The 14,880-nt window shown below is 59.2% G+C and carries 13 protein-coding genes; 8 read left to right on the forward strand and 5 right to left on the reverse strand.

All coding sequences use genetic code 11. From position 1 onward, the window contains the following. A partial coding sequence (locus C7476_RS08735) for an AMP-binding enzyme (RefSeq protein WP_147274637.1) occupies positions 1–750 on the forward strand: 750 nt, incomplete at its 5' end. A gap of 146 nt (positions 751–896) precedes the next feature. Here C7476_RS08735 and C7476_RS08740 read toward each other — a convergent pair. From C7476_RS08740 to C7476_RS08750, 3 genes are all read right to left on the reverse strand, one after another. Beyond that, positions 897–2,162, reverse strand: coding sequence for an SAM-dependent methyltransferase (locus tag C7476_RS08740; RefSeq protein WP_114429515.1), 1,266 nt, complete (start codon positions 2,160–2,162; stop codon positions 897–899). A gap of 347 nt (positions 2,163–2,509) precedes the next feature. Further along, the gene (locus C7476_RS08745; protein ID WP_114429517.1) at positions 2,510–2,797 is read right to left on the reverse strand and encodes an addiction module antidote protein; all 288 of its coding nucleotides are present in this window, start codon (positions 2,795–2,797) and stop codon (positions 2,510–2,512) included. Then, positions 2,790–3,059: a type II toxin-antitoxin system RelE/ParE family toxin gene (locus C7476_RS08750; RefSeq protein WP_114429519.1), complete on the reverse strand. Its 270-nt coding sequence runs from the start codon at positions 3,057–3,059 to the stop codon at positions 2,790–2,792. The genes C7476_RS08745 and C7476_RS08750 overlap by 8 nt, the downstream gene beginning before the upstream one ends. Positions 3,060–3,250: 191 nt before the next feature. Between C7476_RS08750 and C7476_RS08755 the strand changes: the two genes are divergently transcribed. Then, positions 3,251–4,645, forward strand: a complete 1,395-nt coding sequence (locus C7476_RS08755; protein WP_245426240.1) for an MATE family efflux transporter — start codon at positions 3,251–3,253, stop codon at positions 4,643–4,645. Between the two features lie 96 nt (positions 4,646–4,741). On the opposite strand, the gene C7476_RS08760 is transcribed toward C7476_RS08755, so the two are convergent. Continuing rightward, a complete protein-coding gene (locus C7476_RS08760) occupies positions 4,742–4,954 on the reverse strand; it encodes a DUF1674 domain-containing protein (RefSeq protein WP_114429884.1) in 213 nt (70 codons plus the stop codon). Positions 4,955–5,088: 134 nt separating this feature from the next. On the opposite strand from C7476_RS08760, the gene htpX reads away from it, so the two are divergent. The 6 genes from htpX (at position 5,089) to purH (ending at position 13,510) form a co-directional block, all read left to right on the forward strand. Next, positions 5,089–6,060, forward strand: coding sequence for a zinc metalloprotease HtpX (htpX, locus tag C7476_RS08765; protein WP_114429520.1), 972 nt, complete (start codon positions 5,089–5,091; stop codon positions 6,058–6,060). Continuing rightward, a complete protein-coding gene (locus C7476_RS08770; RefSeq protein ID WP_114429522.1) occupies positions 6,057–7,454 on the forward strand; it encodes an RsmB/NOP family class I SAM-dependent RNA methyltransferase in 1,398 nt (465 codons plus the stop codon). Before htpX ends, C7476_RS08770 begins: the two co-directional genes overlap by 4 nt. A gap of 61 nt (positions 7,455–7,515) precedes the next feature. After that, on the forward strand, positions 7,516–9,225 hold the full coding sequence (locus tag C7476_RS08775; protein WP_114429524.1) for a heparinase II/III family protein: 1,710 nt from the start codon (positions 7,516–7,518) through the stop codon (positions 9,223–9,225). 137 nt (positions 9,226–9,362) lie between these two features. Then, positions 9,363–10,415 carry an aldo/keto reductase gene (locus tag C7476_RS08780; protein WP_114429526.1) on the forward strand — a complete coding sequence of 351 codons (1,053 nt, stop codon included), beginning with the start codon at positions 9,363–9,365 and terminating at the stop codon, positions 10,413–10,415. Positions 10,416–10,457: 42 nt separating this feature from the next. Further along, on the forward strand, positions 10,458–11,684 hold the full coding sequence (locus C7476_RS08785; RefSeq protein WP_114429527.1) for an MFS transporter: 1,227 nt from the start codon (positions 10,458–10,460) through the stop codon (positions 11,682–11,684). Positions 11,685–11,893: 209 nt separating this feature from the next. Beyond that, positions 11,894–13,510 (forward strand): bifunctional phosphoribosylaminoimidazolecarboxamide formyltransferase/IMP cyclohydrolase, encoded by a 1,617-nt coding sequence (gene purH / locus C7476_RS08790; RefSeq protein ID WP_114429528.1) that lies wholly within the window; start codon positions 11,894–11,896, stop codon positions 13,508–13,510. On the opposite strand, the gene C7476_RS08795 is transcribed toward purH, so the two are convergent. Next, positions 13,500–14,858, reverse strand: a complete 1,359-nt coding sequence (locus tag C7476_RS08795) for an MFS transporter (RefSeq protein WP_114429529.1) — start codon at positions 14,856–14,858, stop codon at positions 13,500–13,502. The genes purH and C7476_RS08795 overlap by 11 nt on opposite strands. Positions 14,859–14,880: the final 22 nt, after the last annotated feature.

The raw sequence follows: 14,880 nt of genomic DNA on the forward strand, positions 1-14,880 counted from the left end.
GTCGGCGACAAGCGCTCTCCAATCGTTGATACATGGTGGCAGACGGAGACCGGCGGCATACTGATTACACCGCTGCCTGGCGCAACGGCGCTGAAGCCGGGTTCGGCAACGCGGCCGTTCTTCGGTATACAACCGCAACTGGTCGACAATGAGGGCAATGTGCTTGAAGGTCCCGCTGACGGTAATCTGTGCATCATCGACTCATGGCCAGGCCAGATGCGCACGGTCTATGGCGATCACAAGCGTTTCATCGAGACCTATTTTGCCACCTACAAGGGCAAGTACTTTACCGGTGATGGCTGCCGTCGCGACAAGGACGGCTATTACTGGATCACCGGCCGCGTCGATGACGTGCTCAATGTTTCGGGTCATCGCATGGGTACGGCGGAAGTTGAATCCGCTCTTGTCTCGCACGATACGGTCTCGGAAGCCGCCGTCGTCGGTTACCCGCACGATCTGAAGGGCCAAGGCATTTATTGCTATGTCACACTGATGGCCGGCCTTGAGGGGACTGACGCGCTGCGCAAGGATCTCGTTGCGCATGTGCGCAAGGAAATCGGCCCGTTCGCCTCGCCCGACAAGATACAGTTCTCGCCCGGCCTGCCCAAAACGCGCTCGGGCAAGATCATGCGCCGCATCCTGCGCAAGATAGCCGAGGACGACTTCGGCGCGCTCGGCGATACATCGACGCTTGCCGATCCAGCTGTCGTCGACGATCTGATCGCCAACAGGCAAAACAAGAAAGGCTGATCTTTCCTTCTTTCATAAGCACTACCTGGAAATTCAGCCTGACGAGTTAGCTGGTGTGGTTTTTCGAGAACCGGAGCGGAGTGGACCTTTTTGTCCATGAGCACCGGAACGCAGAAAAACTGCATCAGATGGCCATCAGGGTGGATTTATCGATACAAATCCGCCCGTGTCTGCGGCACGGCAGATAGCCCCCGTTTGCGCTTGGATGCCAGTGTCTGGTTGATCTGCACGGTTCCCCGCTCGAAAGCCAGCGCACAACCGGTCAGATAGAGCAGCCAAAGCCGTGCCTTGGGCGCGCCGACTTCGGCGATCGCTTCGTCAAACCGGGCGTGCAGCCGATCCGCCCACATCCGGCAGGTCTTGCCGTAATGTTCGCGGAGATTCTCGACATCATGCACCTCAAAACCGTGGCCCTCGAGGTTCTCCACTGTCATGCCGAGGTGATCAAGCTCACCGCCCGGGAAAATATACTTCACCAGCGCCAGGTGCTCGGCGCTCTTGCGCCCGAAGGTCTTCTTGTTGCGTTTCATGCGCCGCGTGATCGCATGATGCAGGTAAAGCCCGCCCGGCCGCAGCAGGCGGCGCACGCTAGAATAATAGGTATCGTAGTGCGCTATGCCGACAGCTTCGAACATGCCGATTGACGATATCTTGTCGAACTGACCTTCGAGGTGTTCGTAGGATTTGACGTGGATGGTTATCTTGTCTTCAAGGCCTTCAGCCTTGATCCGCTCTCGCGCGAGCGCAGTCTGCGCGTCGGACAGCGAAACGCCCGTCCCCGTCACGCCATAATGCTTCGCCGCATAGATCAACATCGCGCCCCAGCCGCAACCGATGTCGAGCAGCCGGTCGCCGGGTTGCAACCGCAGCTTGCGGCAGATCAGCTCCAGTTTGTCCGCCTGCGCTTGGTCGATCGTATTGGCCCAATCAGTGAAATAGGCGCAGGTATAGACCATGCGCTCATCGAGAAAGAGCTGATAGAAAGCGTTCGACACATCGTAGTGATGGGTGATGGCTTCCTTGTTGGAGCCGCTGACAAAGGGATTTTTTCCGCCGAGACCGGACCTGCCGGCCTTGCCGCCAGCCAGCAGCAATGAAGGCACATCTTTCAGCAATTGCCATTTCGGCAGGCTGTTCAGCTTCTGCTTGAATTTTCCCTTGGGGCCACGCTCGACCAGATCGAACAGTGTGCCGTTCTTTACATCGATCTGGCCAGAAACCCATAATTCGACGATCGAGCCGATATTGGGTTTCAAGGCAAGCTGGCGCACAACCATGGGATCATTGATAGCAAGGATTGGGCCATCGGTTTGGCCAATTCTGGTGCCATCCCATAATTCGACGGCAAATTGCGGCTCGAGTACATCGATTACCGTGCGGATAACCCGCGCCGCTCTATCTTCAGCTGCCATCCTGTACCCCTAAACGCCTGCTCGACTATCGGCCATCGGCGCTCTGTGAAAAACTCGGCTTGGCTTATGGCGGCAATAGCGGTTTTGCAAGCCGTCTGAAAGGCCCGTCAAATTTTTTCTTGAAACGCGGGCAAAGACACCCCATTCTTGTTTTGTGTTCAACGAATGTAAAGGAGGTGATCCGATGTCTCGTGATTTCGAAAACTGCCACAAGGCGTCTGATGCTTTCCATCGGGGATCGTCTCTCCGTTGAATAAGCGCCTTGGCTGAGTCCAGGGAAGAAGGCCAAACGACAGCTTTGTGCCAGACGGAATTGCGGGGCCACCCTTCGGGGTGGCCCTTTCCGTTTATGCCGCGCGCTTGCCTCTGATTTGAAATCCAATCGCCTTCATGACGGCCACGATCGTTTCGAGGGTGGGATTCCCGTTTTCACTTAAAGAACGATAAAGCTGCTCTCGAGCCAAACCCGTTTCTCGAGCGATCTTGGTCATACCCTTTGCTCTTGCCACTACACCCAATGCCCTCGCAATATATGCTGCGTCCCCGGTTTCGAAGGCATCGGTGAGAAATACTTCTATAGCCTCATCGGTCGTCAAATCCTCGGCAGGATCATAAGGGATCAACTTTTCAACCATTCCATTCCTCCCATTCCGCAGCCAAAAGTTTTGCTGTGCGGATATCCTTTGCCCGCGTGCTTTTGTCACCACCGCAGAGAAGGATAACGATCACGTCTCCTCGCCTCTGAAAATATACGCGATAGCCGGGCCCGGGTTGCACATCACCTGCGTGCCCGAAAGCAAGGCGATCTAACCGCGAAGCGATCAAAGCTCGCGCTCGCTGGTCTTTGAGTTCCGTTCGCCATTTTCGAAATGTCTCTGTTTGCCCAAGCTCGATCATAAATGTATTTTATAAATCACATTTCGTCAATTGAATTCCGAATGGTATATGACGTTCAAAACATGTGACATCAACCCCAGATTGTATAGGGCAGCTCTTTGCTCTTCGCCAAATTGATGATACCAAGATTTTGCCTGAAAACGGTGCATTCTGCCTAATCCCAAGGCAAAATCCCTCTGAAAGTTTAAACAATGTCGGCTGCTATAGTCCAAAACGCGTCAAAGCGTGCATGGCGTGATGAAATCGTTGCGATGCTCTCGCTGAGCTGGCCAATGATTCTCACCAATCTTGCGCAGACGGCCATGACAGCGACCGATGTCATGATGATGGGCTGGGTCGGAGCAAATACGCTGGCGGCCGGTGCGCTCGGCACCAATCTCTATTATGTTCCAATGATTTTCGGCCTCGGCCTGATGACGGCAACCTCGCCGATGATGGCGCGCGAACTCGGACGCAACAAATTCACCGTGCGCGAAATACGCCGCACGGTGCGTCAGGGCCTGTGGATCGCAGTCACCATTTCGGTCCCGATCTGGCTCATATTGTGGAATACCAAAGCGATCCTCATCGCCATGGGGCAGGATCATGCGCTCGCCGCTGAGGCTGGCCATTATGTACGCGCGCTGCAATGGGCGGTATTGCCCTTTTACTGCTATATCGTGGTGCGTTCTTTCATAGCTGCGCTGGAACGCCCCGGCTGGGCGCTTGTCATCGCTCTTTTTGGCGTCGCCTTCAATGCACTGGCGAACTGGCTGCTGATCTTCGGTCATTTCGGCTTTCCGAGGCTCGGCATCGTCGGGTCCGGCATCGCGACATCGCTATCTTCAGCCTTGATGTTTGCCGGCTTCGTCATTGTCATTTCTTTCGACAAGCAGTTCCGGCGCTACCGCCTGTTCGGACGTTTCTGGCGTGCGGACTGGCCACGCTATCGCGAACTATTGCGCCTTGGCCTGCCAATTGCTGCGATCCTCAGCTTCGAAGTAACGATTTTCAATGCCGCTGCCTTCCTGATGGGACTGATAGGGGCTGATTCGCTCGCCGCCCATGCGATCGCCATTCAGATTGCCTCGATTGCCTTTATGGTGCCGATGGGTTTTGGTCAGGCGGCAACGGTACGCGTTGGACGTGCCTACGGCGCGCAGGATCCTGACGGCATCAAGCGCGCCGGCTGGGTTGCGTTCACGGCAGGCACCGGCTTCATGGTTCTCACCGCGCTGCTGATGCTGTTGGCACCGCACGCCTTGATAAGTGCTTTCATCGACGTCAACGATCCAGCCAACGCCAAGGTGATTTCGCTCGCTGTTACATTTCTGGCCTTCGCCGCGCTGTTCCAGATATTCGACGGAGGTCAGGCCGTCGCGAGCGGCATGCTGCGCGGCTTGCACGATACCACCATACCGATGATCTATGCAGCTATCGCCTATTGGGGTGTCGGCCTGCCGCTATCTGTAGGCCTCGGCTTCTGGCTCGGCATGGAAGGCGCAGGCGTATGGCTCGGCCTGTTGTGCGGCCTCGCAACGGCCGCCCTTCTACTGATCAGCCGCTGGCTACGGCGTGAAAAACTCGGCATCGAGGTCATTCGCTAAAGCAATTCCAGTAAAAGTGGGAACCGCTTTTCCGTCCGGAATTCCGTAAAACAAGAAGCTGGAACAACTCCGTGGTTCGAAGAAAACGGAATTGCTCTAAAAATCGATCGCGCGGCCCTTGATCTCCCAATCGCCGAAGCGGGCGGGATCCTTGCCGCCACGCCCACCGACTTCGCGGGGCTGATCGGCGTTTTCCTTATCGGCCCCGCGGCGTGCTTCCGCCTCTTTCAGCGCCCGCTGCGCTGCTGGCGGCAGTTGTTCGAATGTCGGACGCGGCCGGCTGTCATCATTGTCCGCGCGCGGCGTCATTATCGTATGGTCGTCGTTCATAACGCTGGTACCCGTCATTGAAGCTTGCTGTATAAAACACCATCATATAGCGGAAGACGACCAATAAAAGGAATGAACTTGATAGATTTGACCAATGCGGAAGGACTGATGCCATGAATGTGATGCGCACCGGAATGCTGCTTGCCTTTATGACCGCCCTGTTCATGGGCGTCGGTTTTCTCATTGGGGGAACCGGCGGCATGATGATCGCCCTTGTCATAGCCGCGGGCATGAATCTCTTCAGTTACTGGAATTCCGACAAGATGGTGCTGAACATGCACCACGCGGTCGAGGTCGATGAGGCGAACGCACCGGAATATTACGCCATCGTTCGCGATCTGGCCGCAAATGCCAATCTTCCCATGCCGAAGGTCTATCTGATCCAGAACGATCAGCCCAATGCCTTCGCGACGGGGCGCAATCCGCAAAATGCCGCCGTTGCTGCCAGCACCGGCCTGCTGCAGCGCCTTTCACCCCAGGAAGTCGCGGCCGTCATGGCGCATGAACTTGCCCATATTGAACACAGGGATACACTGACGATGACCGTCACGGCCACCCTTGCCGGTGCCATTTCCATGCTCGGCAACTTCGCGATGTTTTTCGGTGGTGGCAGCCGCGAAAACCATAATCCGCTCGGCTTCATCGGCGTGCTCATTGCCATGATCGTCGCGCCATTTGCCGCCATGATCGTGCAGATGGCAATCAGCCGCACCCGTGAATATGCCGCCGACCGGCGCGGTGCGCAGATCTGCGGCAATCCGCTGTGGCTGGCGTCTGCGCTCGACAAGATTGCCCGCGGCGCAAAGCAGATCGTCAACGAGGATGCCGAGCGCAACCCCGCCTCCGCTCCGCTTTTCATCATCAATCCGCTGAGCGGCCAAGGCGCCGACAATCTGTTCTCCACCCATCCGAGCACGGAAAACCGCATCGCCGCGCTGGAAGCGATGGCACAAGAGTTTGGCCAAGCACCCGCCGCCTCCCGGCCCACCCGCGCACCGCAGGCACCAATCGATGACGAACAGTTGGATGACCGGCCGTCCCCGTGGGGCCGCGATGGCGGCGGCCGTAAAGGCCCCTGGGCATGAGCGCGGAGCCCGGTACCAGACGACCAGCCAAACGGCCTCTAGGCAAAAAACCGGCAGATTACATCGATGCGGAAGACCGTCCCGGTCTCGCAGCGCGTCAAGTGGCGACGCGCCTGCTTGGTGCCGTCATCGAGAAGCACACCTCGCTCGACGGCCTGACCGACAACAGCAACGGCCACCCCCAATATATGGCGCTCGACGACCGCGATCGCTCGCTGGTCCGCGCCATCCTCGGCGCCGCATTGCGCAATCGCGGCACCATCGAAGCTGCCATCGGCCAGTTGATCGACCGGCCATTGCCAGAAAATGCCGTTGCCCTGCGCCATCTGCTGCACGTTGCCGCTGCGCAGATCCTTTATCTGGATCTGCCCGACCGTGCCGCCGTCGACCTTGCTGTCACCGCCGCCAATAATGATCCACGCAACCGCCGCTTCGCCTCGATGGTCAATGCCGTCCTTCGCCGGCTGTCGCGCGAAAAGGAAACTTTCAAGGGCGAGGTCCATTCGCACGCCAGCAATGTTCCGGCCTGGTTCGAGAACAGCCTCATTGCCGCTTATGGCAAGGACAAGACCAAGGCCATTCTCGACATTCAGAGCAAGGAACCACCGATCGACCTGACCGTGAAAGGCGATCCGCATATCTGGGCGGAAAAGCTTGGCGGCATCGCATTGCCGACGGGTTCCGTACGTCTCGCGACTGTCGAAGGCCCGTTGACGTCTCTTCCGGGGTTTGCGGAAGGCGAATGGTGGGTTCAGGACACGGCTGCAAGCCTGCCAGCGAAGCTTTTCGGAGACATCGAGGGCAAGCGCGTCGCCGACCTTTGCGCAGCGCCGGGCGGCAAAACTGCACAGCTTGCACTGGCGGGCGCCAATGTCACGGCGCTCGACCTTTCGGCCAACCGGCTGAAGCGCCTGCGCTCAAATCTCGAACGTCTCAAGCTTTCCGCCGAGACGGTCGAAGCCAATCTTTCCGCCTACAAGCCAGCAGAGCTGTTCGATGCGATCCTGCTCGATGCGCCGTGTTCTTCGACGGGCACGGTGCGGCGGCACCCGGACGTTCCGTGGACCAAGACGCCCGAAGACGTAGCGAAGCTGGCCCAGCTTCAGGCGAAACTCCTTGATCATGCCGTCACCATCGTCCGCCCCGGTGGTATTGTGGTCTTTTCCAATTGCTCGCTCGATCCACTCGAAGGCGAGAAAGTGGCCAATGATTTGCTTGCAAAGAACCCGGGCATAGAGCTCGTACCGGTAACCAGGGATGAAATTGGTGGCCTCGCTGAACTCATTACCGCGGAAGGCTTCGTTCGCTCCACGCCGGCCGACCTCGCCCATGAAAATCCCGCGCTTTCCGGCATGGACGGCTTCTTCGCAGCGCGTTTCAAACGGAAATACTAAAGTTTTAACGGTTTCTGCTCCATAGTCGGCGTTTGTCGAGGCGATTCGAAGCAATAATAATATGGTCGCGCTGAGCGAAACACCGCAATTGTGGGGACTGGCAACAGCGCAACTTTGGCGCCGTTTCCGCAGGCGTGTGCGAATGGGCCCCCTCTATCGCTGGCGGTTCACCGGTTTTACGCCGGAACGCGTTCTCATTGCCCCGCAAGATCTTCGCCCGGCAGATCCGCAACTGGCAGAAGAGTTCTACCATGGCCGTTTCGCCCTAGCCGGCAGGGTCGTCGAGACGGGCGGGCGCTCGCCATTCCTGATTGATCCACCCAATGCCGCGTGGCAGGCGGCCCTGCATAATTTTGGCTGGCTACGGCATCTGCGCGCCGCAGGCACGGATCTTGCCACCGCCAACGCGCGGGCGCTGCTCGGCGACTGGATCACCACTCACGGCCGGTCGATTTCAGGACCCGCCTGGCTGCCCGAAGTCACTGCTCAGCGCATTATAGCCTGGCTGCAGCATTCAAGCCTCATCCTCGCCGGCACGGATCTTCGCTCGTACCGCCAGTTCATGCGCTCACTCGCCATGCAGGTGCGTTATTTGCGAACCATGGCCGCCGTTATGGATGATGGTGAGGAAAAGCTGCGCGCGCGCATCGCCCTCGCGCTCGCTGTATTGGCCTTGCCCGTAACGTCCAGCACCAGCCGGTCGGCCCGGCGCAACCTTGAATTCGAACTCGTACGGCAAATCCTGCCGGACGGCGGCCACATCTCGCGCAACCCGCTGACGATCCTTGAACTGCTTGCCGACCTTCTGCCCTTGCGCCAGACCTATGCAAGTGGCCAGGAAGCACCGCCCAAGGCTTTGATCGAAGCCATCGAACGCATGCTGCCCGCGCTACGATTCTTTCGCCATCACGATGGCAGTCTTGCTCTGTTCAACGGCGTCGGCGCGACCATGCCGGAACGGGTAATCGCAGTGCTGCGCCATGACGATATTGGCGGCCTGCCGCTGACCCATGCGCCGCATTCGGGCTATGAACGACTATCCATGGACTCCACAACGATCATCGCCGATACAGGGCTCGCACCGCCTGTGACCGCCTCCCGGGATGCCCATGCCGGCTGCCTTTCCTTCGAGATGTCCTCCGGTCGCAATCGTTATATCGTCAATGCCGGCGTCGATCGCTACGGCCCGCCGGAATTTCGCCCCTTGGCGCGTTCTACCGCCGCCCATTCGACAGCCACAATCAACGACACGTCCTCCTGCCGGTTCAGCTCCACATCGGGACTGGCGACGATGATCGGTACGCCGATTATCGCTGGTCCGACGAAGGTCAACATCGAGCGGATCGAACGCGAAGGCGCAGTCGGATTCGTCGCCAATCACAATGGTTATGTCCGGCCCTTTGGCATCTATCACGAGCGCCAGATTGTCCTTTCGCACAATGGCAGCGTCATCGAGGGCATAGACAGCTTCTTTGCTTCCGGACGCAATCCACTCCGCGACACGGGTGCTGAGGATGTTGTCATCCGTTTCCATCTGCACCCATCCGTCAACGTCACAGTCGATGAGCATGGCCTGATCATCCTGCAAGCGGAGAATGATGACATCTGGATGTTTTCGGCGACTGTCCAGCCCTTCATCGAGGATTCGCTGTTCTTCGCCGGGTTTCGGGGGCCGGTCAAAACCCGCCAGATCACGCTTTCGGTCAATGCCGCGCATCGCCCGGAAGTCGAGTGGCAGTTCACCCGCACGACCCTCGGGGTTTATGGATAACATTCCGCCCGATCACCAATCTGTGTTTCGGCTTTCGGGGCGACATCGGGCCGTTTGGCTTATATAGAGTTGCAACCTTGCGCTCGCTCGGTGAGCGCGCATCTCAATCAACCTTTCATTCGCCAGGAGTCTTCACCATGGAGTATCGTCAACTTGGCCGCTCCGGCCTCAAAGTATCCTCGCTCAGCCTCGGCACGATGACCTTTGGCGGCAAAGGCAATTTCGCCAAGACCGGTGACACTGACCTGGAAGGCGCCAAGCGCCAGATTGGCATGGCTCTCGATGCCGGAATCAATCTTATCGACACAGCGGACATTTATTCGACCGGCGCTTCCGAGGAGATCGTCGGACAGGCGCTCAAGGGCAAGCGCGACAGCATCCTCGTCGCCACCAAGGCGAGGTTCCGGATGGGCGAGGAAATCAACGACGCCGGCCTGTCGCGCTACCATTTGATTCGCGCTGCGGAAGCAAGCCTGAAACGCCTTGGCACCGATCACATCGACCTCTACCAGTTGCATCAGTGGGACGGACTGACGCCGCTCGAAGAAACGCTGGAGGCGCTCGATACGCTCGTGCGCTCCGGCAAGGTGCGCTACGTCGGCGTTTCGAATTTCTCGGGATGGCACCTGATGAAGGCCATGGGCATTGCGGCACTGGAAAAGTTCATCGCCCCTGTCAGCCAGCAGATTCATTACAGCCTCGAGGCGCGGGAAGCTGAATATGAGCTGATCCCTGCGACGCTGGACCAAGGCCTTGGCGTGCTGGTCTGGAGTCCCCTGGCTGGCGGGCTGCTGTCCGGTAAATATCGCCGCAACAAGGCAACGCCCGAAGGTACGCGTCAGCTTGCCAATTGGGGGGAGCCGCCGATCAGGGATGAGGAGCGGCTTTACGACATCATCGAAGTTCTGGCCGGCATTGCCGAAGCGCGCAATATTTCTGCGGCGCAGATTGCGCTTTCCTGGCTGCTCGGGCGCAAGGGCGTGACGTCCATCATCGTCGGTGCCCGTACGGACGCCCAGCTCGCGGACAATCTCAAGGCTGCCGATGTGGTCTTGAGCGCCGAAGAGCGCGCAAGCCTGGATAAGGTCAGCCAGTTGCCGCTTATTTATCCCTACTGGCACCAGGCCCGGACCGCGTCCGACCGGCTTTCTGCCGCCGATCTTTCCCTTATCCAACCTCATCTGAAATAGCGAAAAGCCGGGGGTGGGAGGACCGCCGGCAGCGAGAACCTGATGGCCTATTCCCGAGATACCGTACTACCACAACCGGAAGCTGCCGAGATCGCAGCCGAAATGCCGGGGCTTTCCCCGGCATTGACCTTTTTGTTCGCGTTCGCCTGCGGGGCGATGGTCGGTAATATTTACTATGCGCAAGCGCTTATCGGTCTGATCAGCACCGATCTCGATATGCATGGCGGCATGGCCGGTTTTATCGTTACGGTGACGCAACTCGGCTATGGCGCGGGACTGCTGTTCCTAGTTTCGTTGGCCGATCTGGTCGAAAATCGTCGCCTGGTTCTTCTGACGCTCGCTGGCACCGCACTTGGTCTTGCCGGAGCAGCTCTGTCCGGTTCGGCGATGACCTTTCTCCTGTCCTCCTTCGCCATTGGTTTCTTCGCCTGTGGTGCGCAGGTACTCGTGCCTTTCGCTTCCCATCTGGTTCCCGCCGCCTCACGCGGCCGCACGATTGGCAATGTCATGGCCGGGCTCTTGACCGGCATCATGCTGGCGCGACCGCTGGCCAACCTGGTCGCTTCCGAGTTCGGATGGCGGGCGATCTTCTGGATTTCGGCAGCGGCAATGCTCGCCGTACTTGTACTCCTGCGTGCCGCGCTCCCACAACGCCAGCCGCATGGCAGCATGCGCTATGGCGCCATCCTCAAATCGATGTGGCATCTGCTTGTCACCACACCGGCTCTGCAGCGCCGCGCCTTCTATCAGGGCATCATCTTCGCCAGTTTCAATCTGTTCTGGACCGGCATACCGCTGCTTTTGACCGACATTTTTGGCTACAGCCAACGCCAGATCGCTCTGTTCGCCCTGGCGGGTGCAGCCGGCGCGCTGGCGGCTCCCGTTGCTGGCCGGCTTGCAGACCGTGGCTATACGAGACAGGGTACTGCCACCGCCATGATCACGCTTACAATCTGGTTCCTGATTGCCGGTTGGGCCGGAACCGCCATCTCGATCGCCGCGCTCGTCCTTGCAGCGATCTTCATCGACAGCGCCGTTCAAACCAACCAGATACTTAGCCAGCGCATCATCTTCTCACTCAATGATCAAGCGCGCGGCCGGCTCAATGCGATCTATATGACCATCGTTTTCCTGCTTGGTTCGGCCGGGTCGGCGCTTGCCGCCGCCACCTATTACTATGGCGGCTGGTGGGTTACCTCGTTGGCGGGGGCCGGGCTTGGTCTTCTCGTCCTGCTGGTTTTCGCAACAGAACCACGCTCCCCGTCGTGAATCGCCGCAGCGCGCTCAAAAAAGTAGGATTTCCTGCCTCCCTGTGCTAGGGCCCGTTGAGATTCAGGTCAGGGCGAGGCGAAAATGGTGGTTTCCGAGCACCGGAGCGCAGCGTACATTGTGGTACGTGAGCACCGGAGCGCAGAAAAACGCCATTTGCAGGCCGCCATGGCGTGAATCTTCCAGTCAAAGTTTGAGGACGTACACCCATGGCCGTCGCCGCCAAATCCTTTCCTGCTCCGAACCTTTATCCTGTCAAGCGGGCCCTTCTTTCCGTTTCGGACAAGGCCGGTCTTACCGCGCTCGCCCATGCGCTGCACCGCCACGGTGTTGAAATCCTCTCCACCGGCGGCACCTCGAAGACGATAGCCGCCGAGGGCATTCCGGTCCGCGACGTCGCCGACATTACCGGATTTCCGGAAATCATGGACGGCCGCGTCAAGACCTTGCATCCGAAAGTGCATGGCGGGCTGCTCGCCGTGCGGGACGATCCCGAACATACGGCGGCTATGAAGGCGCATGATATCGGCGCCATCGATCTCGTCGTCATCAACCTCTATCCATTTGAAGAAGTCCGTCATTCCGGCGCCGATTACGCTAATATCGTCGAGAATATCGACATTGGCGGTCCGGCCATGATCCGCGCGGCGGCCAAGAACCACGCCTATGTCGGGGTCGTTACCGAGACCGGCGACTACGACATGGTCATCGCCATGCTCGACAAGCATGAGGGCTCGCTGCCCTATTCGTTCCGCCAGAGCCTCGCCGCCAAGGCCTATGCCCGCACGGCTACCTATGACGCAGCTATTTCCGGCTGGTTCGCCGAAGCCCTGATGACCGAAACGCCATCGCGCCGCGCCATCGGCGGTTATCTGCATTCGGTCATGCGCTACGGGGAAAACCCGCACCAGTCGGCTGGCTTCTACCTCACTGGCGAGAAGCGGCCGGGCGTCGCCACCGCTACCCAACTGCAGGGCAAGCAGCTCTCCTACAACAACATCAACGACACGGACGCCGCCTTCGAACTCGTTGCCGAATTCGACCCGACGCGCACGTCCGCCGTCGCCATCATCAAGCACGCCAATCCTTGCGGCGTCGCCGAAGGTGCGACCTTGAAGGAAGCCTATCTGAAGGCCCTCGCCTGTGACCCGGTTTCGGCATTTGGCGGCATCGTCGCACTTAACAAGACGCTCGACGCCGAAGCCGCGACGGAAATCGTCAAGACCTTCACCGAAGTCATCATCGCGCCCGACGCGACACCGGAAGCGCAGGCAATAGTAGCCGCAAAGAAGAACCTGCGGCTGCTGGTCACCGGCGGCCTGCCCGATCCGCGCGCTGGTGGCATCAGCGCCAAGACGGTTGCCGGCGGAATCCTCGTCCAGTCGCGCGACAGTGGCGTTGTCGATGATCTCGAATTGGAGGTGGTCACAAAGCGCGCTCCAACCGAAGCGGAAATGTCCGATCTCAAGCTTGCCTTCCGCATCGCCAAGCACGTGAAATCCAATGCCATCGTCTACGTCAAGGATGGCGCAGCTGTTGGCATCGGCGCCGGGCAGATGAGCCGGGTCGATAGCGCCCGCATTGCGGCGCGCAAGGCCGAGGATGCCGCCGAAGCAGCAGGAAGTTCGACACCGTTGACCAAGGGCTCCGTCGTCGCCTCCGACGCATTCTTCCCCTTCGCCGATGGCCTGCTATCAGCTGTCGCCGCTGGCGCCACCGCCGTGATCCAGCCGGGCGGGTCGATGCGCGATGACGAAGTGATTGCCGCTGCCGATGAGCACGGCATCGCCATGGTGTTCACCGGCATGCGCCATTTCAGGCACTGATTTTTGCAGCCGGATAAGGCGTTCTCAAAAGAATCGCCAGTCCGGCCAGCAAGAAGAATATGATCATCGCCATGCCGAGGCGCGGCGATCCGCTGAACGCTGTCACAGTTGCGACCAGGAAGGGCGCGAGGAAACTCGTCGCCCGTCCGGACAGCGCGTAGATGCCGAAATAGCGCCCGGCCTCATCGGACGAAATGCTGCGCGCCATGTAGGAACGCGACGAAGCCTGCACCGGTCCAAAGGCAATACCGATGAGAAGTCCGAAGCCGATATAGGCTTTTTCTGCAGGTGTACCGAACAGGCCGCCGCTATCGGCACCCGGCAATTGGACAAGGCCAAACAGCGTATAGCCCGGGCCGGTCGAGACGATGCCGATCGTCGCGATGGTCAGCAACACCAGCGAGATCACCACCACGACCTTCGACCCCAGCATCGTGTCGAGCTTGCTGGCGGCAAGACAGCCAAAAATGGCGACTACGTTGAGTATGATGCCGAAAATCCCTATCTCCGCCGTGGCCCAGCCAAACATCGTCGCCGCGAAGGCGCCGCCCAGCGCAATCAGTGCATTCACGCCGTCCTGATAGATCATCCGGCCGACGAGAAAGCGGAAAAGCCCCGGCCGCTGCCGTACCTCGCTCAAGGTAGACTTGAGTTCCGCAAGTCCGACCCGCACTGCCGGACCGGCTGCCATGCCTCTCGTACCATCCGGCGTGAAAAGGAACATCGGCAGGATGAAGACGAGGTACCACAGCGCCGACAAGGGCGCCGTTGCGCGATCACCCTCGCCCGTCGCCGGATCGAGCCCGAAGATCGGCGCAAGGCCGAGCATGGTCTTGCCGGTCTGCGGCGACGCGGCCATGAATGCCACGACGAAGATCAAGACGATCATGCCGCCGAGATAGCCGAGGCCCCAGGCCACGTTGGATATCCGTCCGATATCCTTTGGCGCTACCAGTCGCGGCATCATCGAATCGTTGAAAACGATGGAAAACTCCGCCGCTACCGACGCCAGCGAAAAGAACACCAGCGGCATGATCAGGCCTGAGCCTGGTGCCGCAAACCACAGCATGATCAGCGAGAGTATCTTGATGACGGCGAAGAAACCGATCCACGGTTTGCGCCGTCCCGTCTGGTCGGCGATCGATCCGAGCACCGGCGAGAGCACTGCGATAACGAGCCCCGAAACGGCAATGCCATAACCCCACGCCGCCTGGCCGACGGCCGGATCGCTCGCCATGCGCGAAACGAAATACGGTCCGAAGATAAACGTCGTGACGACCGTGAAGAATGGCTGCGCCGCCCAGTCGAAGAGCATCCAGCCCCAGATGCCCCTTCTCGATGCAGCCATTACGCTATTCCTTGCCCATCAA

It is taken from the genome of Phyllobacterium bourgognense, from assembly GCF_003337575.1.
Taxonomy (GTDB): Bacteria; Pseudomonadota; Alphaproteobacteria; order Rhizobiales; family Rhizobiaceae; genus Phyllobacterium; species Phyllobacterium bourgognense.